Raw genomic sequence first — 24,101 nt, forward strand, 5'->3', positions numbered from 1 at the left:
CGGAGCCGATCGGCTCACCGAGCCGGCTCGGAGTTGGACGAATGGTCACGGAGCTTTCCGGATCGTACGACCGCGCAGTTCACCGGAGCGCAACCGAAGCCGCCTGGACGATCGCCTCGCTGACCAGGTCCAGCGCCGGCGAGGGCAGCCGCCACCGTTGCCAGAACAACGCAACGTCCACGTACGCCTTCGGCTCCGGCTGGACCACCGAGCCGTCCGCGAGCAGCGGCCGGACGTCCGGCTCGGGCAGCAGGCCCCAGCCCATCGACAGGGTCACCGCCCGGGCGAACTCGGCCGACGACGGTACGAAGTGCTGCGGCGGCCGGAGCCGGCGCCGGGTCCGCCGGCGCAGATAGCGCAACTGCAGGTCGTCCCTGTGGTCGAACGCCAGCACCGGCGCCCGGGTCAGGTTGTCCACGGTCAGCCCGCCGGGCAGCCAGCGCTCGGCGAAGGACGGACTGGCCACCAGCAGGTAGCGCAGCCGGCCCAGCCGGCGGACACTGCAGCCCTGCACCGGCTCGGCGACCGCGGTCACCGCGGCCATCACGGCACCGGCCCGGAGCAGTTCGACGGAGTGCTGTTCGTCCTCGCGGTGGATGTCGAACCGCAGCCCGTGTTCGTCGGCCAGCCGGGCCAGCGGCGGCAGCGCCCAGGTGGCCAGCGAGTCGGCGTTGATCACGATCGGGATCTCGGCCGACTGCGCGTGGCCGGGGTCGGCCGGACCGCCAAGCTCGGCCACCGCCTCCTCGGTCAGCAAGGCGGTCTGCCGGGCCAGCCGGGCCAGCACCTCGCCGGACTCGGTCGGCCGGACCGGCTTGCTGCGCAGCAGCAGCACTCGCCCGGTGCCGACCTCGAGCGCCTTGACCCGCTGGCTCACCGCCGACGGCGTCACCTGCAGCCGGCGGGCGGCCGCGTCGAACGTGCCCTCCTCCAGGACGGCCAGGAAGGTGGCCAGCTGATCGAACTGGACCTGCATACCTCGACATTAGCAATGCTGATGATTCGTCAGAATCTTTAGCTGGTACGACAGCCCGCCGGAACCTAGATTCGGCCGGGTGATCCACACCGCAGCCACCGGATTCGGCATGGGCCTGTCCCTGATCGTCGCGATCGGGGCGCAGAACTCGTACCTGCTCAGACAGGCGATCAGCCGCGAACGGGCCGGCGTCGTGGCGGCGATCTGTATCGCCTCCGACGTGCTGTTGATCTTGCTCGGGATCAGCGGCATCGGCGTGATCGTCCGGCAGGCTCCGATGATCATCGAGGTGCTGCGCTGGTGCGGCGCCGCCTTCCTGATCGGGTACGGGATCCTGGCCGCGCGCCGGGCCCTGGGACCGCAGCAGACGCTCGACGCAGCGACCGGCGGCTCGACCTCGGCGACCCGCGTGATCATCACCGCGCTGGCCCTGACCTGGCTGAACCCGCACGTCTACCTGGACACCGTGCTGCTGCTCGGCACCGTGGCCAACACGCACGGGCCGAGCGGCCGCTGGGTGTTCGGCGCCGGGGCGATCGTCGCCAGCGTGCTCTGGTTCCTGACTTTGGCGTTCGCCGGCCGGCTGCTCCGGCCCGTGTTCGCCCGGCCGCTGACCTGGCGTCTGCTCGACGGCGTGATCGCGGTGATCATGGTCGGGCTGGCCGGTTCCTTGATCGTCTCGGGCCTCGCCACCGACTGAGACACAGCCATGCAAACTGTGAATCAACCGACTTCAGAGTGTTAGCTTTCACATCCTGATTGTTAATCTGGCCTGCGCCGAAGGAGCTCGGAATGGCATCAGCGACGTGGACTCGACGCAAACTGCTCGGCACCGCCGGAGTCGCCGGCCTGGCCACCGCCGGCTGGGCCAGCAGCCGAACCGCCTCGGCCGGAACCCGTACGTTCGACCTGTCGGCGCGCGCTCGGGCGCTCTATACGGGCGCAACGCTCGCCTCGGCGACGGTCCAGCAGTCGTTCACCTTCGATCCGGAGAACGACCGGCTGTTCGTCGCCCAGTTGAAGGCCGGCTCCCCCGGTGTCGCCGGCGACCTGCACGTCAGCGAGGTGGACCGGCGCGGGCGGCTGCTCGGCGCGATGGTGCTGCTCGGCTACGGGCACGCCGTCTCGTTCGCGGCCCAGGCCTTCCGCGGCGGCACCTACCTGTGGACCGAGGGCGAGGCGAACGCGAACGGTTACGGCACCGTCCTCAAGCGCTTCGCCTGGGAGAACGGCGCGACGCTCAGCCGGGACGATCCACGGGCCACCACGTTCCGGCCGGTGCCCGAGGCGTTGGAGACCACCTGCGCGATCGACCACGACGCCGGCCGGATGGCGGTCCGCTACCACACCAGTGCGGGCAAGCGGATCGCGATCTTCCGGCTGGCCGACGTCGCCGCCGGCGGTGCGCCCGACCGGATCGCCGACGTCGCGCAACCGCCGGGGCTCGGCGTGTTCCAGGGCTATGCGCTGTACGGCAGCGACATCTACACGCTGGACGGCACCGCGTACGGCGACACCAACCCGCCGCCCGGCAACGCCTACCTGTCCCGCATCGATACCCGTACCGGCGAACTGGCCGAGCGGGTGCTCACCCACGCGGGCGCGGACCTGGTCTATCGCGAACCGGAGGGGATGGCCGTCGGCGGCTTCGGCTCCGGGGCCCCGCGGCTCTACTTCGGGTTCGCCTCCGGTGCAGCGGGCGCGCGCCGGTCTAACCTCTTCTACCTCTAGCTGTCGTTATTCCTCCACGGTTCAACCGATAAAGCGCTTCAGGGCCGTCCAGCGCTCGAACCGTGGAGCTTTCGCGTCAAACGGCCCGAGGCGACGGGGGCGCGACCGTCTGGATCGACCCCGGCGCTCGGTGGAGTCCGCGGCTCCCGGGGTGATCAAGGGTCGGGTGGTGAACGACCGGTGAGCCGAGGCTCGGCGCGGCGGCAGCCGTGCCTCCTAGCGGGTCAGGGAACGGCCGGAGGACTGCCAGGCGTAGACGCCGCCCGCCAGGTTGACCGTCTCTCGGCCCTGCGCGGCCAGGTAGCTCGCCGCCTGGGCCGACCGGGCGCCGACCGCGCAGACGCAGACCACCCGGTCCGGCACCTCGTCCTGCCGGGCGATCAACTGGTCCAGCGGCAGGTGCACGGCGCCCTCGATCCGGCCGTCGGCCCATTCGCCATCGGTCCGTACGTCCAGCAGGGTCCAGCCGTCCCGTACGTGCTGCTCCACCTGGTCCGGTCCGATCTCGATCACATCCACCCGCCCATGATCACCCTTCGTCCGGGCAAACAGGAACTTGATCATGGACCGGAGGGCCGCCAGGTGGGCTCTCATTTGAGCAGCTTCGACAGCCGGCGGTCGGCGAGCTTCTTGCCGCCGGTCTGGCAGGTCGGGCAGTACTGCAGTGACGAGTCGTGGAAGGACACCTCGGCGATGGTGTCGCCGCAGACCGGACAGGTCTCGCCCTTGCGGCCGTGCACCCGCAAGCCCGCCTTCTTCTCCCCCTTGAGATCCTTCGCGGCCAGCCCCTCGGCCCGCTCGATCGCGCCCGCGAGCTCCTCCTTGATCGCCGCGAACAGCCGGTCCCGTTCCTTGTCGGTGAGCGTGTTGGCGCCCTTGAACGGGCTCAGCCTGGCGACGTGCAGGATCTCGTCGGAGTAGGCGTTGCCGATCCCGGCGATGATCTTCTGGTCCCGCAGCACGCCCTTCAACTGGGCCCGGCCGGCCTGCTGCAGCAGGTCGGCGAAGACGGCGGCGTCGAAGGCGTCCGACAGCGGGTCCGGACCCAGCGTCGCCACGTGCGGAATGGTCGACGGGTCCGCGGTGACGTAGACGGCGAGCTTGCGCTGGGTGCCGGCCTCGGTCAGTTCGAACCCGGAGCCGTCGTCCAGCCGGAACCGCAACGCCAGCGGGCCCTTGCGCGGCGGCGGCTTGTCCGAGACCTCGTCCTTCCAGCGCAGCCAGCCCGCCCGGGCCAGGTGGAACACCAGGTGCAGCCCCTGCGCGGACAGGTCGATGAACTTGCCGTGCCGCTCGACGCCGTCGATCTCGAGCCCGGCCAGGGCGGTCAGCGGCGGGTCGTACGTCTTCAGGGCGCTGAACGCGACCAGGTCCACCCGGGCGATGGTCCGGCCGATGCAGACCGGCCGCAGGAACCGTACGAGGGACTCGACCTCAGGCATCTCCGGCATGACACCAATCTATGCGCCGGGACGCCGCCAATTCTCCGATCGACCGGTCACTTGTGCGGCGACACGCCGCCAAAACCGCTGCTGTTGTGACCGGTCGGCGGATTGGTCAGGCCAGTTCGAGGCGGTGTTCGGCCCAGGTCGCCACCCGGTCCAGCCGGTGCGCCGGCAGGCCGCCCATCGGGGACAGCGCCAGCCCGTCGCCGCCGAACATCCGGCTCACGATCGGGTCGTCCAGCTCGGCAGCCATGTCGCTCAGCTGGATCCGTACCGGCAGGAACTTGCCGTTGCCGTCGGAGTCCTCGACCACGATCCTGGCCACGTCGGTCCACGGGATGACGCGCTGCGACTCACCGGTGCCGAGCAGCACCCCGGCCCGGCCCAGGCCCACCTGGACGGTACGGCCGCGGACGCCGAGCCAGCCGATGCCGGCCAACGCGATGACCAGGACGACGGCCATCATCGCGACCGCGCCCGAGATCGCCGGCTGGGTCGGCTGAAGCCAGATCGCGACGCCGATGCAGGTCACGATCCCGGCGACGGCGGCGGCCGCGAACACGACCAGCAGCACGTCGAAGGGCTCGACCTGGCCGGACCAGAACCGGTTCAACCGGACAGTCTTCCGCTCGTCCTGCACTGGCCGGATGTTAGTCCGTCACCGGCTCGGCCGGGCGGCGGGTGCCCGGCGGCGAGCACTCCGGTGCGCCAGGCCGGCGGTTCCGCTCGGAGCGCCGCGGGCAGCCGGGCCAGATAGTCGGCCCGATCGAGCTCGATCACGCCGAGCGTGGCGAGGTGGTCGGTCTGCCATTGCACGTCCAGCAGCCGGTCCGCCGGGCCGCCCGCGCGGAGCAACTCGACCAGCCCGACCAGCGCGGCCTTGGAGGCGTCCCGGCCGATCTCGGCGTCGTGGAACATCGACTCCCCGGCGAACAGCCCGCCGAGCCCGACCCCATAGAGGCCGCCGGCCAGCCGGTCGTCGGAGGTCCAGGCCTCGACCGAGTGGACCACGCCGGCCCGGTGCAGTTCGGTGTAGACCGCCCGGATCTCGCCGTTGATCCAGGACCCCTCGCGGCGCGGGTCGGCGCAGCGGTCCAGGACGGCGTCGAAGGCGGTGTCCACCCGGATCTCGTACCGCTTGAGCGTCTTGCGCAGCGACCGGCTGACCCGCAGCCCGTCCAGCGGCAGCACCCCGCGCCGGACCGGGGAGAACCAGCCCATGGTGCCGCGGCCGATCGGCATCGGGAACACGCCGGTGCGATAGCCCGCGACGACCAGCCCCAGGTCGAACCCGTGCGAGTACCCGATCAGGTCCTCGTCCGGCCAGTCCGCCGGCGGGCCGAACGGCGACGGCTGCATGCCCCCGATTGTGCCGCCCGGGCGCGAGTGACGCGCCGTCACCCCCGGGCACGTACGCTGGTGGTGATTTCGTGGCCCGGGAGGTCGGATGCCGTCTGCACAAGAGTTCGGTCGCAACATCGCACGCACGCTCGAACCGATCCGGACCCAGGGTCCGCAGGCGGCGGGCGGCGTGCTGCGCCGGGTCGTCGAGGCGGCGATCGACGGCATCGGCCGGCTGCCGAGCGCCAAGCATGCCGCCGGCAAGCACCTGACCAAGTGCGCTGGGTACGTCGACGACGCGATCGAGTCGGTGATCGAGTCGCACATCATGCTGGGCTCGGCGCAGGGCTTTGTCACCAACATCGGCGGGCTGGCCACGCTGCCGGTCGCACTGCCCGCGAACCTGACCGGCGTCGCCGTGGTCCAGGTCCGGATGGTGGCCGCGATCGCCCACCTGCGCGGGTACGACCTCGACGATCCCCGGGTCCGGACCGCGCTGCTGATGTGTCTGCTCGGCGGTGAGCAGGTGGCCAAGCGGATCGCGGAGGGCACGTTCCCCACGTCGCCGCTGGCTGTGGCCACCGCCCCGGTCTTCGACCCCGATCTCGATGCCGCGGTCGCCCAGGCCGTCGTGTCCGGCCTGCTCGCCGCCGTCGGCGGCCGCAACCTCGCCCTGCTCGTGACCAAGCGGATTCCGCTGATCGGCGGCGGGGTCGGCGCCGTGATGGACGGGATGGCGACCCACCAGATCGGCAAGTACGCCAAGACGGAGCTGGTCCGCCGCCGCGCCATCCGCGCCTGAAGCTCCCGGCGGATCCGGCCGGCGAGATAGGCCCCATCCACCCGGGTGCCGCGCATAGGGTGATGGGTGCGGCTGGACAAGGGAACCCGGTGCGAATCCGGGACTGCCCCGCAGCGGTATCAGGGAACGAAAGTCGTCACCAAGCACTGGGCTCCGGCCTGGGAAGCGGCGGCCGGTAGGCGGGTCCGACCGACCCATGCCCTCGAGTCCGAAGACCTGCCAGCCGTCCGCCCGGCGCCCGCCTGGCGGAGGTGACGATCTCGGAGGAAGGTCGTGCCGGAAGTTCTTCCGGTGCTGCCCGCTCTCCGGCTGATCAGCAGGACTCGCGAAGGAGAGTTCTCTCAAGATGACTTCGATTGCCACGACCCACGGCTATCCGCGACAGGGCCGGCGCCGCGAACTGAAGCGCGCCATCGAACGCTATTGGAAGGGAGGAGTCGACGCGGCCGGGCTGCTGGAGACCGCGGCGACGCTGCGCCGGCAGCGGCTGGAGCGGCTCCGCGACGCCGGGCTCGGCGAGGTGCCGGTCGGCGATTTCTCGCTGTACGACCACGTCCTGGACACCGCCTGGATGGTCGGTGCGATCCCGCCGCGCCACGCCGAGGCGGTGCCGGACACCACGACCGACGCGGGGCGACTGGACCGCTACTTCGCGATGGCCCGCGGCGACGACCGGGTGCAGCCGCTGGAGATGACCAAGTGGTTCGACACGAACTACCACTACCTGGTGCCTGAGCTGTCCGCCGGCACCGAGTTCTCGCTCGACCCGACCAAGATCATCGACGAGCTCGCCGAGGCGGCCGAGCTGGGCGTCGCGGCGCGGCCGGTGCTGGTCGGTCCGGTCACGTTCCTGCTGCTCGCCAAGGCGGCCGACGACCCGGACTTCGCGCCGATCTCCCTGCTGGACAAGCTGATTCCGGTGTACGTCGAGCTGCTCGGCCGGCTGGCCGAGGCCGGCGCGGAGTGGGTGCAGCTGGACGAGCCGGTGCTGGTCACCGACCTCGAGCCGGCCGACCTGGCCCGGTTCCGGGAGGCCTACGCGACGCTGGCCGCGGTGCCGAACCGGCCCAAGATCATCGTCGGCAGCTACTTCGACCGGCTCGGGGATGCGGCCCCTGTGCTCGCCTCGACGCCGGTCGAGGGTCTCGCCGTCGATCTCGTCGGTCCGGGCGCGGCCAGCCTCGATGATCTTGCCGGTCAGCCGGGCCTCGCCGGCAAGCGGCTGATCGCCGGCGTGGTCGACGGACGCAACGTCTGGCGCACCGACCTGGCCGCGGCGCTGGGCAAGCTCGGCACCCTGCTCGGCCTGGTGGACCGGCTGGACGTGTCGTCCTCGTCGTCGCTGCTGCACGTGCCGATCGACGTCACCGACGAGCCGGACTTGGACCCGACCGTGGCCGGCTGGCTGGCGTTCGCCGACCAGAAGCTGGAGGAGCTGGCGATCCTGGCCCGGGCGCTGAACGAGGGCCGGGACGCGGTCGCGGGCGAGCTGACCGTGAACGCAACCCGGCTGGCCTCCCGCGCGACGTCGCCGATCGTCCGTGATCAAGCGGTACGGGAGCGGCTGGCCACCGTCGCCGATGATCAACTCCGGCGCCGCTCGGCGTACCCGGTGCGGGCGCAGGCGCAGCATGATCAACTCAAGCTGCCGGCGTTCCCGACCACGACGATCGGCTCGTTCCCGCAGACCACGACACTGCGCCAGGCGCGGGCCGACCTGCGGGCGAGGAAGATCGACAACGCCGCGTACGACCGGGCGATGCGGGACGAGATCGCCGAAGTGATCAAGCTGCAGACCGAGCTCGGCGTCGACGTGCTGGTGCACGGCGAGCCGGAACGCAACGACATGGTGCAGTACTTCGCCGATCAGCTGGTCGGCTTCCTCAGCACCCGCAACGGCTGGGTCCAGTCGTACGGCACCCGGTGCGTGCGGCCGCCGATCATCGTCGGCGACGTGTCCCGGCCGCGGCCGATGACGGTGGACTGGGCCTCGTACGCGCAGAGCCTGACCGACCGTCCGGTCAAGGGGATGCTGACCGGGCCCGTGACCATGCTCGCCTGGTCGTTCGTCCGGGATGATCAACCGCTCGGCGACACCGCCCGCCAGGTCGCCCTGGCGCTGCGGGACGAGGTGACCGACCTGGAGAATGCCGGGATCCGGGTGATCCAGGTGGACGAGCCGGCATTGCGGGAGACCCTGCCGCTGCGCCGGGCCGACCGGCCGGCCTACCTCGACTGGGCCGTCGCGGCTTTCCAGCTGACCACCGCCGGCGTGGCCGACGCGACCCAGATCCACACCCACATGTGTTACGCCGAGTTCGGCGACATCGTGGACGCGATCGTCGCGATGGACGCCGACGTGATCAGCCTGGAGGCGGCCCGGTCCCGGATGGAGGTGGTCGGCGAACTGTCCGACGCCGGCTATCCGCGCGAGGTCGGCCCGGGCGTCTGGGACATCCACTCGCCGCGCGTCCCGCCGGTCGAGGAGATGATCGAGGCGCTGCGGCTGGCCGGGCAGACGCTGCCCGCCGAACGGCTCTGGGCCAACCCGGACTGCGGCCTGAAGACCCGCGGCTACGCCGAGGTGGAGCAGTCGCTGCGGCACCTGGTCGCGGCCGCGAAGCAGGTCCGTACCGAACTCAGCCCGGCCGGCTGATCGACTCCCTGAGCCTGTCGAAGGGCGAGGTCCGATCGGCCGGACCCCTCGACGGGCTCAGGACACGCCGCGCTCGATGACCCCGATTGCGCCCGCTGCGGCGGGATCCTGCGCATAATCGACACTGTCGATCGGGGGATTGATATGCGCCACGTGATCATCGCGGAACGACGGTCATGACCGCGCAACACGTCACGCTCGGCCGGGCCTTCCTGTTCAGCTGGCGACGTCTGCGCCGCCGAGTCGGCACGCGCGCCCAACTGACGATCGTGTACGGGATCCTGGCTGCGATCGCCGCCACCACGGCGCTGGTCGCGGTCAATCTCGCCGTCCGGCTGGTGCCCGACCCGCTGCTGACCGGCGGCACCGGACGCCTGCTGGACGCGCTCATGATCGTCTCGGCCGTCGCGCTGGTCACCTTGATCGCCGGCACCAGCCTGGTCACCTGGACGATCACCGGCGGCGTACTCCGACCGCTCAACGATCTCAACGCGGCGGCGACCCGGGCCGCGCAGGGTCCGCCGGCCGGGCGGCTCGAGGTCCGTGAGCCCGCGAAGGTCTCCAGCCGCGACGAGCTCGCCGCCCTGGCCGGCAGTTTCAACCGGATGCTGGCCCGGCTGGACCACCAGCTCGAGGCGCGGCGCCGGTTCACCGCGATCGCCGCGACCGAGCTGCCGACCCAGCTGGCGACGACCCGGCAGCTGCTCGACGCCGCCGCCGACGACTGGCTGATCACGGCCCGGACGCAACGGCTCATCGAACAGCTGTCGTACGCCAACCAACGATCACTCGACCTGGTCGACGGCCTGATGGCCCTGTCCCGGTCCGGCACCGTCCAACCCATGATCACCGCGCACAACCTGGACGACATCATCGTGGAGTCGGCGGTCGCGCTGGAGCCGTTGCGGCAGCACCACCAGGTCAAGATCATCTTCGACATCGACGACGCCCGGGCGGCGACCGACCGGACCATCCTGCGCGGCATCGTCGATCAGCTGCTGGACAACGCGATCCGCTACAACCGGCGGCACGGGACCGTCTGGGTCGGCACCAGTCGCGGCTGGGGCCGGCCGACGATCACGATCTCCAACACGGGTGAGGTGATGAGCCAGCGGGAGGTCGAGCACGCGCTGAACCCCACCCCCGAGACCCGGACCGGTGCGGCCGCCCACGGTTTCGGCCTCGCCATCACACAGAACCTGGCCCGCTCCCTCGACGCCACCCTCACCGTCCGCGCCGACTCCGGCGGCGGGGTCACCGCCCAGCTTGCACTCCCGGCGGCCGAGCAGACAGCCGGGACGGCCACGTCCGGCCCGGTCGAACTCCGCCCCACCGGCCGCCGCCCCGGTGATCCGGCCCACCACCCCGCCGTCGTCTCCCACTGACTCGCCGCACCCAGACGGCGCTATCCGCGACCGATGCTCGCAGCCGCGGCTGTTGCACCGGTCGCGGACGAGAGGAACGGTCGCGGCTGGGAGCCGGAGTGTTCAGGGCTTGGGGACCCAGGGCGGGCGGGCCCAGGTCCAGGTGGGCATCGGTTCCTTGAAGTCGGGGCGGGCGTCCGGGGCCGAGAGGACGACGGCCATCCGGCTGCCCCACTCGAGATAGCCGACGAACGACGCGCGGAACTCGGGGTCGTCGGGCAGGCCGACCCGGTCGGCGGCCTCCAGCAGCAACGTCACCCAGCGGCGCCGCTGCTGTTCGGTGATCGCCCGGCCCAGGTGATGCCGGACCATGCCCGCGTGGCCACCATGATCACGGGTGTACGCCGTCGGCCCGCCGAACACCTCGGCGAGCCAGGCCGCGACATGCTTCGGGTGATCGGCCGACATCCCGGCGAACACCGGCGCCAGCAGTTCGTCCTTGATCACCTCGCGGTAGAACTCCTCGGTCAACCGTTCCAGCGCCTCGAGACCGCCGGCCCACGCGTACAGGCTCGGCACCGAACCGCCGGCCCCGGCGATCCCGGTCGCCCGGTAGTGCCGCATCTCCTCGATCAGCGGTACGTACTCGCGGATCGCGGCCAGGAACGGACCGAACTGCTCGCCGCCCCGGAAGCCGCGAAGATGATCATCGGTCGACGTCCAGCCGATCCGCAGGATGTAGCTCTCCGGCTCCTCCTCGCACCGGGCCAGGTCGTAGTCGACGCACTGCGGCGCCGCCGCCAGCTGCTCGGCGGCCCGGCGGTAGGCGTCCTCGAACGCGTCGGCCCGCTCGGCCGGGATGCGGTAGCGGATGTATTCGGTGATCACGTACAGAAACTAGAGTCGAGGCGGAACGGATCCGCAAGTACGCACTTTCCGGTGCGTGGAGGCTCGGTGAACGGATGAACAAGCGGGGCTCGGCCGACGAGGGAGGGCGTCGCTGCCGGGTCGCAACGCGACCGAGGAGAACGCGGCGATGTGCGTGCCCGGGCGTCGCCAGGCGCCGTGATTCGGGGGCGATACGGCACTAAGGGGCTCGGCGGGCGGCGGAGCGGGGCATCAGCTTGCCGGAGCCGGTCGACTGATCCAGGCTCCTCGGCACGTCGGGGCGCGTCTTCGACACGAGCGTGAGCGCCGGGCGCTTGGCGACGATCCCATCACCGTGCGGAACGCCGCGGATCCCCTTGCCGAGCCACGGCGCCAGGTGGGTCACCGCCCAGTCGAGTTCCTCGGTGAGTTGCTCCCGGACCGACCGGGTGGACACCGGCGGCAGCGGTTCGGCCCAGGACTCGTCCATCCGGGCGATCCCGAGCCGCCAGGCCAGCCCGCGGGCGACCCGTTCGTGGCCCAGCGGGTTGCCGTGCAGTTTGTCCTCGTACCAGAGCCGGGGATCGCCGGCCATCGGGTAGGCCTGCAGGTCGAGCACGATCACGCCGTACCGCGCGGCCTCGGCCCGGACCAGGTCGTTCAGCCGGAACATCCGGTCCCGGAGCCGCCGCCCGAACGGGTTGATCGCGGTCGGGTCGGGCATCGTGAAGGTGAGGACGGTGATGTCGTTGCCGCGGGCCTCGCTGTACATCTCGGCGAACGTCGCGGCGAGCTGGTCGTAGTCGCAGCCGAAGGAGAGGACGTCGTTGACGCCGCCGAAGATCGTCATCAGATCGGGTTTCATGGCCAGTGCGTCGTCGAACTGGGTGTTGCGGATCTCGTCCAGCCGCAGGCCCCGGACGGCGAGGTTCGCGTAGTCGAGCGGTTCGTCCTGACCGTCGGCGATGTGCTGCGCGAGCCGGTCGGCCCAGCCGCGGTAGCCGCCGTTGCCGTCGGGATCTTCCAGCCCCTCGGTGGCGGAATCACCGATGGCGACGTACCGCTCGAAGCACACCACGTCCTGGATTCTGCCGTACCGCTCAAACGGAGCGGGTCAGGCTGCCAGGTCGACGTGACTGCGGCTGCGCGGAGCCTTGGCCGCGCGGGCCGAGACGTCGAACATGGTGGGCACGATCGCCAGCACGCCGACGACAACGATGCCGAGGATCGCCAGCACCGTGATGAGTACCTGTATCGCTTCCATGCCTCAAGAATCGCTCGCGGTGCCTAATCCGCCATCGGTCGCCGGTCCGGAGTTGGGGGTACGTCGACGACGGCGCTGGTCGTCGGGGTATCGGACCTCGGTGGCACGGGTCCTGAGCAGCGCGGCACCGGCTCATGTCAGTTTTGTGCAGACCTTGCGTAACTCTTGAGGGATCCTGGCGGACCTGCAGAGGCTGCCGGGTCATCATTCTTGGCGTAGGGGGCAGTTGGATCGGTACCCAGCACGGGGAGGGGTACCAAACCACAGACTGATTCGCCGGCACTCAGGGGGGTCGGCGAATGCGCTAAGGGCCGGCGGATTTTCGAATCCGCCGGCCCTTCAGTTTTTACCTGACCCGCGCAGCCTACGCCGCGTTGAACTCGTCGCGGAAGGCCACCCACTCCTTGACCCGGCTCAGGTCGTAGTCGACCCGGCCGTCGGTCGTGATCGTCACCATCCGTACCCCGACGTCGATCAGGCCCTGGGCCTGCTCGTCCGGGCTGCCGTTGACGCCGGTCGACCGCTCGATCTCGCCGGGGTCGCGGCCGAGCTTCGCGCACCAGTCGTCCAGCACCTCGTTCTTGTGCTTGATCGTCTCGGCGTCGCCGAAGCCGTGCCAGATGGTGGCGTGCTCGGCCGTGTAGCGCAGCGTCTTCTTCTCGCCGCCGCCGCCGATCAGCACCGGGATGTCCCGGGTCGGCGCCGGGTTGAGCTTCGACCAGCGGTCCTTGATCCGGGGCAGCGCCTGCTTCAGGTCGGCCAGCCGGGAGCCGGCGGTGCCGAACTCGTAGCCGTACTCGTCGTAGTCGCGTTCGAACCAGCCGGCGCCGATGCCGAGGATCAGCCGGCCGTTGCTGATGTGGTCGACGGTCCGGGCCATGTCGGCGAGCAGCTCGGGATTGCGGTACGAGTTGCAGGTGACCAGGGCGCCGATCTCGACCCGGCTGGTCTGCTCGGCCCAGGCGCCGAGCATCGTCCAGCACTCGTAGTGCAGGCCGTCCGGCTCGCCGGAGAGCGGGAAGAAGTGGTCCCAGTTGAAGATCACGTCGACCCCGGCCTCCTCGGCCGCCGCGGCCGCCTCGCGCAGAGCGGAGTATTCGGCGTGCTGCGGCTGGAGCTGGACGCCCACCCGGAACGGGCGGTCGGCATACGGAATGTCTGTCATGAGTCTCACCCTAGGAGCCGGACGTCGGACCCTGGTCGCGGTGTCCCGCTCGTTCGGACGGACGACGCCGGCGAGAACTACACTCGCGAGCGCCAGTCAGCAAGCGGGAGGAACAGATGCCGGGACCACGTTCGCTTCGCCGCAGCCTCGACCGCTCGACCCGGTCCGGGCCTCCGGACAACGGCTGGGCACCGCCGCTCTGGGGCGTGCTGGTGGCGGCCGGAATCGTCATCGCCGCGATGGGGATCCGCGAGATCCAGGGCATCGCCGGGCCGGTGTTCCTGGTGCTGACGCTGGTGATCACCGTGCACCCGTTCCGGGTCTGGTTGCGCCGGGTCGGCGTACCGGCCTGGCTGGCCAGCACGATCGCCCTGTTCACCATCTACGGCATCCTGGTGATCATCCTCGGCTCGATCGCCCTGTCGATCACCCAGCTGGCCACCACGCTGCCCAAGTACGGCGAGGCGTTCGTCCGGCTCTACAACCTGTTGCTGGACACCCTGGCCGGGTTCGGGGTGGGGACCGAGCAGTTCCAGTCCTTCCTGGACAACTTCGACCCCAGCTCGCTGACCGGGATCGCGCAGAGCCTGCTCAGCAGCATCACCAACTGGCTGTCCCTGGGCGCGCTGATGGTCACCGTGGTGGTCTTCCTGGCCTTCGACGCCTCCGGGGTCGGGCCACGGCTCGAGATCATCCGGAAGGCCCGGCCGCGGGTCGCCGAGGCCTTGGAGAACTTCGCCCGGAACGTCCGCAAGTACTGGATCGTGACGTCGCTGTTCGGCTTCATCGTGTCGGTCTTCGACGTGATCGCGTTGTCGATCATCGGCGTCCCGCTGGCCGTTACCTGGGGCGTGTTCGCGTTCGTCACCAACTACATCCCGAACGTCGGCTTCGTGGTCGGCATGATCCCGCCGGCCCTGCTGGCGCTGCTCAGCGGCGGCGACAACGGGCCGCGCGACATGCTCGCGGTGATCATCTCGTTCTGTGTGATCAACTTCGTGATCCAGACACTGATCCAACCCAAGTTCACCGGTGACGCGGTCGGCATCACACCGACCGTGGCGTTCCTGTCGTTGATCTTCTGGTCGTTCATCCTCGGTGGCCTGGGCGCCCTGCTGGCCGTGCCGGCCACCCTGTTCGTGAAGGCGATCCTGATCGACATGTCCGACCGGACCCGTTGGTTCAGCGCCCTGATCAGCGCGACGCCGGACGAGCCGGCGGCGGAGCGGCCGATCTTCGGCTTCCGGCGGAAGTCCGCGTGAATCGCTTGACAGGCTAATACCTGTAGCTAAAGTTAATGGCATGAGCAAGGATGCTCCTGCCCTGGACCGACGCCAACGGCGCCGCCAGCAGACCATCGACGAGATCCTCGACGTGGCCGTCGAGCTGATGGCCGCCGAGGGCGTGGCCGGGTTGAGCCTGTCGGAGGTCGCGCGGCGGATGGGGATCCGGCCGCCGTCGCTCTACAAGTACTTCCCGTCCAAGCTGGCCGTGTACGACGCGTTGTTCGAGCGCGCGTCCAACGGGGCCCTGGCGGCGTTCCGTACGGCAGCGGCGGCCGAGCCGGCCGGGCTCCGGGCACTGGCCGCCGGACTCGAGGCCAGCACGCGGCTCGCCCTCGAGCACCCGGTCCTGGCCCAGTTGATCACCTGGCGCCCGGTGCCCGGCTTCGAGCCGTCCGAACGGGCCTACGCGCCCAGCCGCGAGTTCCTGGCCGCGATCCGGGACCAGGTCCGGGCCGCGATCCGCAACGGGGACCTCGGCCGCGGTGCCGCGACCGACGACGGCCTGGCCCTGCTGTCCGTGCTGGTCTCCGGCGTGATCTCGCAGCAGCTCGCGAACGAACCGTCGGCCGCCTTCGAGAAGGGCCGGTTCACCCGGCTGCTCGGCAGGGTCCTTGCGTTGTTCACCGAGGCCTACCGGCCGCGAACGAAGGAACCGACATGACCCAGACCCTCGATCATGATCACGTCGAGATCATGATCAACGCCAGGCCGGACGACGTCTACGCGCTCGTCGCCGACGTCACCCGGATGCCGGAGTTCAGTCCGGAGATCATCGACTGCCGCTGGCTGGACGGCGCGACCGAGCCCGAGGTCGGCGCCCGGTTCGTCGCCCGGAACAAGGTCACCCGAGGACCGTCCTGGACGAACCAGCCGGTGCTGACCGTGGTCGAGCCGGGCCGGCGGCTCGCCTGGGCCCGGACCGAGAAGTTCGCCGGCACGGTCGAGTGGACGTTCGACTTCCAACCGGAGGGCGACGGCACCCGGGTGATCGAGAGCTACCGGGTGACGGAGCCGATCACCCGGTTCGGCTGGTTCATCATCGGGACCCTGTTCGGCGGCAAGGACCGCCGGGCGGACCTGCGGCGGGGCATGGAGCAGACGCTGGACCGGCTCCGCCGGGTCGCCGAGCGTTCAGTGTCCGGGGCTGGCGTAGTGACGCAGCTGCCGGTGGAAGAAGATCACCGCGAGGACGTAGAGGGCGGCACCGACGGCCGGTGAGGCGAGGGCCAGCCAAAGCGGGACGAACAGTTCGTCGGTACGCCCGAGCAGGACGGCGGCCGGGAAGAACGCCGCGTACGCCAGCGGCAGCAGGAACGTCAGCAGGTAGGCGACGGCGCGCGGAAAGACACTGAGCGGGTACGGGCCGAACGTGACGAACACCCGGTCGACGACCTGCAGCAGCGGCATGCTGACCAGCAGCCGGAACGACAACGCGGACAGGGCCAGCATCACTGCCGACTCGAGGAAGGCGCTGCCGATCACGGCCATGATCAAGTACGTCACCGTCCAGCCCGACCAGGCGATCGGCGCCGCGGCCGCGGTGATCACCAACACGACCAGGCCGAACGCAAGATCACCGAACGCGGTCACGGTGAACCGGCGGGTCAGCAGTTGCACCAGCGGGTTGACCGGGCGGAGCAGGTAGCGGTCGAACTCGCCGTCGCGGACCACCCGGTCGGTGCCCCAGAGCTGGCCGGACAGGAAGCTGTGCAGGGCGTGGCCCATCGAGCGGATCCCGTACACGAAGGCGACCTCGACCAGGCCCCAGCCACCGATCCCGCCGAACGCGAACACGATCACGCCGACGAACGCCAGCGACACCGCCTCATAGCAGATCGCCCCGATCGCGGTCAGCACGAAGTCGGCCCGGTATTGCAGGGCCGAGGACAACCCGATCCGCAGCAGCACGGTGCTCTGCCGGAGCAGGGACGGCGGCCGGGCGGCGGCGACGTCAGCCACCCTGGACCACCACCCGGTGCCGGGCCCGGGACCAGACCAGGACGGCCAGCAGGGCCAGCGCGACGACCCAGAACGCTTGCACGCCGAGGGCCTGGGCGAGCCCGCCGGGCGGCCGGCCGAAGTAGATCGCGACCGGGGTGAACGTGGCCGCCTGGAACGGCAGCGCCGCCGCGACCGCCTGCAGCCAGCCCGGCATGAACCAGAGCGGCAGCACCGAACCGGACAGGAACGTGCGGACCACCGCGAACGCCATCTGGATGCCGCCCACCTCGAGCGTCCAGAACGAGGTCAGTCCCATCAGCAGCGTGATCAACTGCGAGACGCCGAACGCCAGTACCAGGCTGATCATGAAGGCGAGCGCGGCGAACGGGTCGGCCGGTGGCTGCAGGCCGCCGACCAGCAGGCCGGCACCAAGGCCGACCAGGACCGTCGGCAGGGCGGCGATGACGAACCCGGTCTGGACCGCGAGAGTCTGGGTCAGCAGGCCGAGCGGGCGGGTCAGGTCGATCCCGATCAGGCCCTCCCGGACCCGGGACTCGATGGACTGGCCTGGCCAGGTGTCCAGCACCGCCGCCACGGTGATGCCGAGCACCGCATAGCCGACCGCCTGCCGGACGTCGGCCCCGGCGACCGGCCCGTCGTGGCCAGCGTAGATGGCCCGCCAGACGACCGCGTACAAGATCACCTGGACGGCGACCACGACCAGCGACAACAGCATCGAGCCGCGGTAGGACCACGGCGTCAGATAGCCGATCCGGACCTGGCTCAGGGTGGCCCGGATCCGGTGAGCGGTCATGGCGGGCCGTCCGGCAGGCCGCGCTCGGTGTAGATCCGGGCGATCACGTCCTCCAGCCGGGGCTCGACGACGGACAGGTCGACCACCGCGTGGGTTGCGGTGACGGCCGCGATCGCCTCCGGCGCCTTGATCTTGTCGGAGCGGAAGCGGAGCGTGACCCGGCGGTCGTTCCGGTCGACCTGTTCCAGCGACGGGACGTCGACGTCGTGCGGCTCGGCGAGCGTGACGACCAGGTCCCGGTAGGGCGCGTAGTGGGCCATCAGCTCGGCCAGCCCACCGTCGTAGAGCACCCGGCCGTGGTCGATCACGACGATCCGGCGGCAGAGCCGCTCGACGTCCTCGAGGTCGTGGGTGGTGATCAGGATCGTGGTGCCGCTCTCGGTGTTGGTGTGACCAACGAACTCGCGGATCCGCTGCTTCGCGACGACATCCAGGCCGACCGTCGGCTCGTCCAGGAACAGCAGCCGGGGCCGGTAGAGCATCGCCGCGGCCAGGTCCCCGCGCATCCGCTGGCCGAGCGACAGCTGACGTACCGGAGCGTCCAGGAAGTCGTCCATCTCGAGCAGTTCGACCAGCTCCGCCTGGCGCCGGTCGCCTTCTCCGTTCGGCACGCCGTAGAGGTCACGGACGGCGCGGAACGACTCCCGCAACGGCAGGTCCCACCAGAGCTGGCTGCGCTGACCGAACACGACCCCGATCGTCGCGGCATTGGCCCGGCGCTCCCGGGACGGGTCGCGGCCGGCGACCGAGACCGTACCGGCGGTGGGAGTGAGGATGCCGGTGAGCATCTTGATCGTGGTCGACTTGCCCGCCCCGTTCGGGCCGAGGAACCCGATCAGCTCGCCTTCCATGATCGAGAACGAGATGTCGTCCACGGCCCGGATCACGTCCTGCTCCCGGTTGAGGAAGGTACGGATCGCGCTCAGCCGACCCGGCACCCGGCGGACCCGGCGGAACTCCTTGACCAGGCCGACGACATCGACCAGCGGACCCTCGTCGGACGCCACCGGGCCACCATGTCAAACGGAGTCTGCTTACGGCAACGAATTAAGCAGACGGGTCACGGGTTCCCGGGCGTGGCGGCGCGCCGCGGAACGTGCGGCCGCTGCGGGACCGGATGAAGATCACGGGATGCCCTATCGACTGGTGCCCACCGACCCCGAACCCGAACTGGTCCGCCGGATCACCCTGCTCCTGCTGGTACCCGACGGCGACTGCCTCGTTCCCCTCGACGGCAGCCCGGCCCTGTGCACCGGCGACGTCGCCGACGGCGAGCACTGGCTGCTCGACACCGCGCTGCGGGTGCCGCTGCTGACCCACGGCGTCCGGACCCAAGGCCTGCACACCGTGGCCGTCAGCGAGCTCGACCCGGCCGATCCGGCCGCCGGCCTGCAGCTGTACGGATTCGCGGTCGGAGCACCGTACCGAGGACAGCGGGAGTTTCGCGAGGTGCCGCTGGAACAGCTGACGCCGGACCGGCTGGCCGCGCGGCTGGCGGCGGCCGGCGACGCGACCGCGGCCCGGTTCGTCGTCGACGCCGCCGAGGCACGGCGGACCCAGACCGACGAGAGCACCGCGGCCGACAACCTGCGCCTGCTGCAGGCGGCCTACCTGCGGGCGGACACGCCGTGGGGCCAGTCCGGGAACGGCGGCACGATCGAGGACTGGGAGCGCAGCCGGCGGCCGGTCGCCGACGCGATCGAGCGGGACGGGACGTTCCTCGACGTCGGCTGCGCCAACGGTTTCCTGATGGAGTCGGTGCAGAAGTGGTGTGCCGAGCGAGGGCTCGCCGTCGAGCCGTACGGCGTGGATCTTGGGCCGGAGTTGATCAAGCTCGCTCGGGCCCGGCTGCCAGGGTGGGCGGACCGGCTCTGGGTCGGCAACATGCAGACCTGGACCCCGCCGGCCGGACTCCGCTTCGACACCTTGCAGGTCCGGCCCGACGCCGTCCTGCCGAACCGCCGAACCGCGCTGCTCGAGCACCTTCGTGATCACGTCCTGGTCGACGGCGGCCGGCTGATCGTCACCCTGGCCGAGCCCGGCCCGAACGGAACCGCACCCGCCCTGCTGGAACGCTCCGGCTTCACCATCACCGGCTCCGCTGGGCACGTGGCCTGGGCCGACAGCTGATCGACTAGTGTCGCTCTGGATTTTCGCCGGTTGAGTGAGGGGTTCAGCGTGCAGGGTTCGGTTGTGTCGGTCGAGGAGCGGATCGCCGAGGAGCTCGGGGTCGGGGTGGGCCAGGTTCGGGCGGCGGTGGCGTTGCTCGACGAGGGGTCGACGGTGCCGTTCATCGCCCGGTACCGCAAGGAGGTCACCGGCGGGCTGGACGACACCCAGCTGCGGACGCTGGAGGAACGGCTGCGCTACCTGCGCGAGCTGGACGACCGGCGGCAGGCGATCCTGGAGTCGATCGAGGCCCAGGGCAAGCTGGACGACGACCTCCGGCAGCGGATCCAGGCGGCCGACACGAAGGCCCGGCTGGAGGACCTCTACCTGCCGTACAAGCCGAAGCGGCGGACCAAGGCGATGATCGCCCGCGAGGCCGGGCTGGAGCCGCTGGCCGACGCGCTGCTCGGCGACCCGACGCTGGAGCCGGTGGCGACCGCGGAGGCGTACGTCGATCCGGCGAAGGAGGTGGCCGACACCAAGGCCGCGTTGGACGGGGCCCGGGCGATCCTGATCGAGCGGTTCGCCGACGACGGCGACCTGATCGGCGAGCTGCGGGAGCTGCTCTGGCAGAACGGCCGGCTGGTCTCGACCGTGCGGGACGGCAAGGCCAAGGAGGGCGCCAAGTTCTCCGACTACTTCGACTTCTCGGAGTCGTTCACCACACTGCCGTCGCACCGGATCCTGGCCCTCTACCGGGGCGAGGCCGAGGACGTGCTGGCGATCCAGATCGCCCAGGACGAGGGCGGCGATGATCAAGCTCAGAGCCGGTACGAGAAGATCATCGCGGGTCGGTTCGGCATCGGTGATCAAGGTCGCGCGGCGGACGCCTGGCTGGTCGGCGTGGTCCGCTGGGCCTGGCGGACCAAGATCATGATCACGCTCGGCATCGACATGCGGATGCGGCTGCGGCAGCACGCCGAGGAGGAGGCGGTCCGGGTCTTCGCCGCCAACGTGAAGGACCTGCTGCTCGCCGCACCGGCCGGCACCCGGGCCACGCTGGGCCTCGATCCGGGATTCCGGACCGGCGTCAAGGTGGCCGTGGTGGACCGGACCGGCAAGGTCGTCGCCACCGACGTGATCTATCCGCACGTGCCGAAGCACCAGTGGGATCAGTCGATCGCCACGCTGGCCGGGCTGGCCAAGGCGCATCAGGTCGAGCTGATCGCGATCGGCAACGGCACGGCGTCTCGGGAGACCGAGAAGCTGGCCGCCGAGTTGATCAAGAAGCACCCGGAACTCGAACTGACCAAGGCGGTCGTCTCCGAGGCCGGTGCATCGGTCTATTCGGCGTCGGCGTACGCGTCGGCTGAGCTGCCCGAGCTGGACGTGTCGCTGCGCGGCGCGGTGTCGATCGCCCGCCGGCTGCAGGACCCGCTGGCCGAGTTGGTCAAGATCGACCCGAAGTCGATCGGCGTCGGCCAGTATCAACATGATCTTGGTGAGCTGGCCCTGTCCCGGTCCTTGGACGCGGTGGTCGAGGATTGCGTGAACGCGGTCGGCGTCGATCTCAACACGGCCTCGGTGCCGCTGCTGACCCGGGTCTCCGGGATCACCTCCGGGCTGGCCGAGAACATCGCCGCGCACCGTGATCAACACGGGCCGTTCCGGTCCCGGGCGGCGCTCCTCGAGGTGGCCCGGCTGGGTCCGAAGGCGTACGAGCAGGCGGCCGGGTTCTTGAGGATCAGCGACGGCGACGACCCGCTCGACTCGTCCGGCGTGCATCCGGAGTCGTACCCGGTGGTGCGGCGAATCCTCACCGCGACCGGGACCGAGCTGAAGACCCTGATCGGCAACGGCTCCGCGCTGAAGTCGGTCAAGGCCGCCGACTTCACCGACGAGCGGTTCGGCCTGCCCACGGTGACCGACATCCTGGCCGAGCTGGAGAAGCCCGGCCGGGACCCGCGGCCCGCGTTCCAGACCGCCGAGTTCGCCGACGGTGTGGAGACCCTGGCCGACCTGACCCGCGGCATGATCCTCGAGGGACAGGTGACCAACGTCGCCGCGTTCGGCGCGTTCATCGATATCGGCGTGCACCAGGACGGCCTGGCCCACGTCTCCGCGCTGTCGAAGAACTTCGTCAAGGACCCGCGCGAGGTGGTCAAGCCGGGCGACCTGGTCAAGGTGAAGGTGCTCGACGTCGACCACGACCGGAAGCGGATCTCCCTCACCCTGCGCCTGGACGACGACCTGGACGCCGAGCCGGGCGAGGCCAAGGCGGGCGGCGGCGCCAAGCCGGGCGGCAGCGCCAAGCCGGGCGGCAGCGCGAGGCCGGGCGGCGCGAAGCGCGTCCGAGCCGGGCAGGGCGAGCGCAAGCCGCGCGAGGGCAAGCCGGCCGAGGGCAAGCCGGCCGACGGCAAGTCGCGCGACGGCAAGCCGGGCGAGGGCAAACCCGGCGGGGCGGCGCGGGGAGACCGGAAGTCCGGCGGCGACCGGAACGGGCGGCAGGGCCGCGGTGGCCGGCCGAACCAGCGGCGTGAGGAGCGCGAGCCACAGGGCGCGATCGCCGACGCCTTCCGCCGCGCCGGCTACACCGGCCGCTGACCGCGGATCACCCGCGACGATCTGCTCGAAGCGGGAGCAGCCGGCGAGCTGGGGCCGATCCGGCCACGAGATCGCCGTTGCGTCCGATGTTGAGCGGGATGCGGCGCGGCTGCACCGGCCGAGCGCTGCTACGCCGCATGCGGCGCGAACCCGGGCCACGCCATCGCGCACGAGCATCGACCGGACGTCTTGACCTCGATTTCGGCCGGATCTGCCGGTCAAGGCGTCCGCTCAGTGCCTCAGTCCAGTTGGCGGACTCCGGCCAGGGCCCGCACCGGCATCCCGCGCCGAGCGGTCGGGTCCGCAGGCGCCGGCCCGGTTCGACGCTGCGGTCCGGATCACCTGGTCACGGTGCCCGAGGTCACCGGGGAGGATCCCGCCGCGAACTGAGCCTGTTGCGGAGTGGTGCGCAAGGGCGTTGCAGGTCGGATCGGGCCCGGTGCCGGGCGGTCCGCCGTCGAGCGTGTGGATGGTCAAGGTCTCGTCCTGGCCCAGGTGACACAAATCGGCAATGGAACAGGTCTTGCAATCGATTCCACGGCCTACGGGCAGTGGTTGCATTGCAGATTTGTGACACCACCACCTGCCTGGACGGGCACGAACCGGACAGGAAACGCAGGGTCGGAAGCCGCTCGCGTTGAGGGCTCAGGTCGGCGCCGTCCGGCCGATGCAGCCTGTCGCCGCGCGAATCTGCAACAGGCTCAACTCGCGGCTCAGCCTCCCTTCACCCTGCCCGACCCGGCCGAATGGGTCCGAGACGCCTGAGCTTGCCATCCTTGGTCCCGACCCTTCCGCCTTGCCCTCACCCACCGACCGGTCACGTCTGCAGCGACACGCCGCCCAAACGCCTGCTTTTGTGACCGGTCGGCGGTTCTTTCAGGGGCGGTTGGGGGAGAGGTAGGCGGCTAGGCGCTGGTACGGGTTCACGGGCTCGGTGGCCGAGCGGCCGTAGACGTGCAGGTGGACGTGCGGGGTCTCCTGGCGGGCGTGGATGCCGTCGTTGGCGAAGCCGCTGAGGCCGGTCGAGCCGGAGCCGAGGCGGAACTGGGCCAGTGATTCGATCAGCCGGGCGGACAGGGAGACGACCTCGGAGGGTTCCAGGTCGCGCAGGCTGACCACGTGCCGGAGCGGCAGCACCAGCACGTGCGGATCGATCAGCACCCGGCGCGGCCGGATCACCCGGACGTCGCGGCTGCGCCAGCGTTCCTGATCGGTGAGCACCGAGCCCGTACAGCCGTCGCAGAGGTTGCCCTCCGGGGCCTCGATGGTCAGCGGTTCCGGCGGCAGGGACAGTTCGTGGCGGAGCCGTTCGACGAGTTCCGGGTCGGGCCGGGCGGGCAGCCGGACCCGCCGGGGCAGGGCCATCGCCCGGACCGGGCTGATCAACTCGCCAGGCCGGCGGCCGAACACGTGGATCGCGCAGCCGGCACCCGGAACCGGGTCGGGTTCGCCGATCCCTTCCGAATCCGGCTGCCAGAGCACCGAAAAGCTGATCATGAAGCCGGAGGAACCGAAGATCCGGTGCAGCACCGAGGTCGCAGCGCGGTAGGCGTCGATCAGGTCGGCCGCCTCGCGCTCGTTCAGGGAGTCGACTCGACCTACGGATCGGACCAGGACCAGATGGGACTCGACCACCCGGACCGTGGGCACAACGATCCGCCAAGTGCCGAATTCGGCAACGGTTTCCGGGCGCACCCGAACAACCGTAGCGTTCCCGGTGCGCTGGCGTACCGCCA

23 protein-coding genes and 1 riboswitch are annotated in these 24,101 nt (G+C 70.5%); of the genes, 10 read left to right on the forward strand and 13 right to left on the reverse strand.

Going from position 1 to position 24,101, the window contains the following annotated elements; genetic code table 11:
* Positions 1-79: 79 nt before the first annotated feature.
* Positions 80-976, reverse strand: coding sequence for an ArgP/LysG family DNA-binding transcriptional regulator (locus tag BKA15_RS16285; protein ID WP_179752465.1), 897 nt, complete (start codon positions 974-976; stop codon positions 80-82).
* Between the two features lie 79 nt (positions 977-1,055).
* Here BKA15_RS16285 and BKA15_RS16290 point away from each other — a divergent pair, with 79 nt between their 5' ends.
* Together BKA15_RS16290 and BKA15_RS16295 are read left to right on the forward strand one after the other, a co-directional pair.
* Positions 1,056-1,676, forward strand: coding sequence for a LysE/ArgO family amino acid transporter (locus BKA15_RS16290; RefSeq protein WP_312879066.1), 621 nt, complete (start codon positions 1,056-1,058; stop codon positions 1,674-1,676).
* 92 nt (positions 1,677-1,768) lie between these two features.
* Positions 1,769-2,707 carry a phage baseplate protein gene (locus BKA15_RS16295; protein WP_179752467.1) on the forward strand — a complete coding sequence of 313 codons (939 nt, stop codon included), beginning with the start codon at positions 1,769-1,771 and terminating at the stop codon, positions 2,705-2,707.
* Positions 2,708-2,923: 216 nt separating this feature from the next.
* Here the strand turns inward: BKA15_RS16295 and BKA15_RS16300 are convergent, their stop codons facing one another.
* From BKA15_RS16300 to aat, 4 genes are all read right to left on the reverse strand, one after another.
* Entirely contained in the window at positions 2,924-3,301 is a 378-nt protein-coding gene (locus tag BKA15_RS16300; RefSeq protein ID WP_246322358.1) for a rhodanese-like domain-containing protein, read from the reverse strand.
* Positions 3,298-4,158: an Fpg/Nei family DNA glycosylase gene (locus BKA15_RS16305; protein WP_179752469.1), complete on the reverse strand. Its 861-nt coding sequence runs from the start codon at positions 4,156-4,158 to the stop codon at positions 3,298-3,300. Before BKA15_RS16305 ends, BKA15_RS16300 begins: the two co-directional genes overlap by 4 nt.
* A 106-nt stretch (positions 4,159-4,264) precedes the next feature.
* Positions 4,265-4,765: a hypothetical protein gene (locus BKA15_RS16310; RefSeq protein ID WP_179752471.1), complete on the reverse strand. Its 501-nt coding sequence runs from the start codon at positions 4,763-4,765 to the stop codon at positions 4,265-4,267.
* Positions 4,762-5,511 carry a leucyl/phenylalanyl-tRNA--protein transferase gene (aat, locus tag BKA15_RS16315; RefSeq protein ID WP_179752473.1) on the reverse strand — a complete coding sequence of 250 codons (750 nt, stop codon included), beginning with the start codon at positions 5,509-5,511 and terminating at the stop codon, positions 4,762-4,764. Before aat ends, BKA15_RS16310 begins: the two co-directional genes overlap by 4 nt.
* Positions 5,512-5,599: 88 nt before the next feature.
* Here aat and BKA15_RS16320 point away from each other — a divergent pair, with 88 nt between their 5' ends.
* From BKA15_RS16320 to BKA15_RS16330, 3 genes are all read left to right on the forward strand, one after another.
* On the forward strand, positions 5,600-6,295 hold the full coding sequence (locus tag BKA15_RS16320; protein ID WP_179752475.1) for an EcsC family protein: 696 nt from the start codon (positions 5,600-5,602) through the stop codon (positions 6,293-6,295).
* Positions 6,296-6,339: 44 nt separating this feature from the next.
* Positions 6,340-6,516: riboswitch (cobalamin riboswitch) on the forward strand.
* Positions 6,517-6,641: 125 nt separating this feature from the next.
* A complete protein-coding gene (gene metE / locus BKA15_RS16325; protein ID WP_179752477.1) occupies positions 6,642-8,951 on the forward strand; it encodes a 5-methyltetrahydropteroyltriglutamate--homocysteine S-methyltransferase in 2,310 nt (769 codons plus the stop codon).
* A gap of 176 nt (positions 8,952-9,127) precedes the next feature.
* Positions 9,128-10,336 (forward strand): sensor histidine kinase, encoded by a 1,209-nt coding sequence (locus BKA15_RS16330; protein WP_179752479.1) that lies wholly within the window; start codon positions 9,128-9,130, stop codon positions 10,334-10,336.
* A 102-nt stretch (positions 10,337-10,438) separates the two neighbouring features.
* On the opposite strand, the gene BKA15_RS16335 is transcribed toward BKA15_RS16330, so the two are convergent.
* From BKA15_RS16335 to BKA15_RS16350, 4 genes are all read right to left on the reverse strand, one after another.
* On the reverse strand, positions 10,439-11,203 hold the full coding sequence (locus BKA15_RS16335) for a group II truncated hemoglobin (protein WP_179752481.1): 765 nt from the start codon (positions 11,201-11,203) through the stop codon (positions 10,439-10,441).
* Positions 11,204-11,402: 199 nt separating this feature from the next.
* Positions 11,403-12,260, reverse strand: a complete 858-nt coding sequence (locus tag BKA15_RS16340) for an SGNH/GDSL hydrolase family protein (protein ID WP_218871375.1) — start codon at positions 12,258-12,260, stop codon at positions 11,403-11,405.
* A 36-nt stretch (positions 12,261-12,296) separates the two neighbouring features.
* Positions 12,297-12,446, reverse strand: coding sequence for a hypothetical protein (locus BKA15_RS16345; RefSeq protein ID WP_179752483.1), 150 nt, complete (start codon positions 12,444-12,446; stop codon positions 12,297-12,299).
* Between the two features lie 364 nt (positions 12,447-12,810).
* A complete protein-coding gene (locus BKA15_RS16350; RefSeq protein WP_179752485.1) occupies positions 12,811-13,611 on the reverse strand; it encodes an LLM class F420-dependent oxidoreductase in 801 nt (266 codons plus the stop codon).
* A gap of 116 nt (positions 13,612-13,727) precedes the next feature.
* Between BKA15_RS16350 and BKA15_RS16355 the strand changes: the two genes are divergently transcribed.
* From BKA15_RS16355 to BKA15_RS16365, 3 genes are read left to right on the forward strand one after another with little or no spacing between them, the layout of a single operon-like run.
* Positions 13,728-14,873 carry an AI-2E family transporter gene (locus tag BKA15_RS16355; RefSeq protein WP_179752487.1) on the forward strand — a complete coding sequence of 382 codons (1,146 nt, stop codon included), beginning with the start codon at positions 13,728-13,730 and terminating at the stop codon, positions 14,871-14,873.
* A 40-nt stretch (positions 14,874-14,913) separates the two neighbouring features.
* Positions 14,914-15,558, forward strand: coding sequence for a TetR/AcrR family transcriptional regulator (locus BKA15_RS16360; RefSeq protein WP_179752489.1), 645 nt, complete (start codon positions 14,914-14,916; stop codon positions 15,556-15,558).
* Entirely contained in the window at positions 15,555-16,115 is a 561-nt protein-coding gene (locus tag BKA15_RS16365) for an SRPBCC family protein (RefSeq protein ID WP_179752490.1), read from the forward strand. Before BKA15_RS16360 ends, BKA15_RS16365 begins: the two co-directional genes overlap by 4 nt.
* Here BKA15_RS16365 and BKA15_RS16370 read toward each other — a convergent pair.
* Genes BKA15_RS16370 through BKA15_RS16380 form a run of 3 tightly spaced genes read right to left on the reverse strand, consistent with a single transcriptional unit; the run spans position 16,029 to position 18,659 of the window.
* Positions 16,029-16,856: an ABC transporter permease gene (locus BKA15_RS16370; RefSeq protein WP_179752492.1), complete on the reverse strand. Its 828-nt coding sequence runs from the start codon at positions 16,854-16,856 to the stop codon at positions 16,029-16,031. The two genes, BKA15_RS16365 and BKA15_RS16370, sit on opposite strands and share 87 nt — an antisense overlap.
* On the reverse strand, positions 16,849-17,652 hold the full coding sequence (locus BKA15_RS16375; RefSeq protein WP_179752494.1) for an ABC transporter permease: 804 nt from the start codon (positions 17,650-17,652) through the stop codon (positions 16,849-16,851). The genes BKA15_RS16370 and BKA15_RS16375 overlap by 8 nt, the downstream gene beginning before the upstream one ends.
* Positions 17,649-18,659: an ABC transporter ATP-binding protein gene (locus tag BKA15_RS16380; protein WP_179752497.1), complete on the reverse strand. Its 1,011-nt coding sequence runs from the start codon at positions 18,657-18,659 to the stop codon at positions 17,649-17,651. Before BKA15_RS16380 ends, BKA15_RS16375 begins: the two co-directional genes overlap by 4 nt.
* 124 nt (positions 18,660-18,783) lie before the next feature.
* On the opposite strand from BKA15_RS16380, the gene BKA15_RS16385 reads away from it, so the two are divergent.
* Both BKA15_RS16385 and BKA15_RS16390 read left to right on the forward strand, forming a co-directional pair.
* Positions 18,784-19,782, forward strand: coding sequence for a class I SAM-dependent methyltransferase (locus BKA15_RS16385; RefSeq protein WP_179752499.1), 999 nt, complete (start codon positions 18,784-18,786; stop codon positions 19,780-19,782).
* 48 nt (positions 19,783-19,830) lie between these two features.
* Positions 19,831-22,365 (forward strand): Tex family protein, encoded by a 2,535-nt coding sequence (locus tag BKA15_RS16390; protein ID WP_312879067.1) that lies wholly within the window; start codon positions 19,831-19,833, stop codon positions 22,363-22,365.
* An 876-nt stretch (positions 22,366-23,241) separates the two neighbouring features.
* On the opposite strand, the gene BKA15_RS36895 is transcribed toward BKA15_RS16390, so the two are convergent.
* Entirely contained in the window at positions 23,242-24,060 is an 819-nt protein-coding gene (locus tag BKA15_RS36895; RefSeq protein ID WP_179752501.1) for an HIT domain-containing protein, read from the reverse strand.
* Between the last annotated feature and the right edge of the window lie 41 nt (positions 24,061-24,101).

It is taken from the genome of Microlunatus parietis (assembly GCF_013407955.1).
GTDB classification, from domain to species: domain Bacteria; phylum Actinomycetota; class Actinomycetes; order Propionibacteriales; family Propionibacteriaceae; genus Microlunatus; species Microlunatus parietis.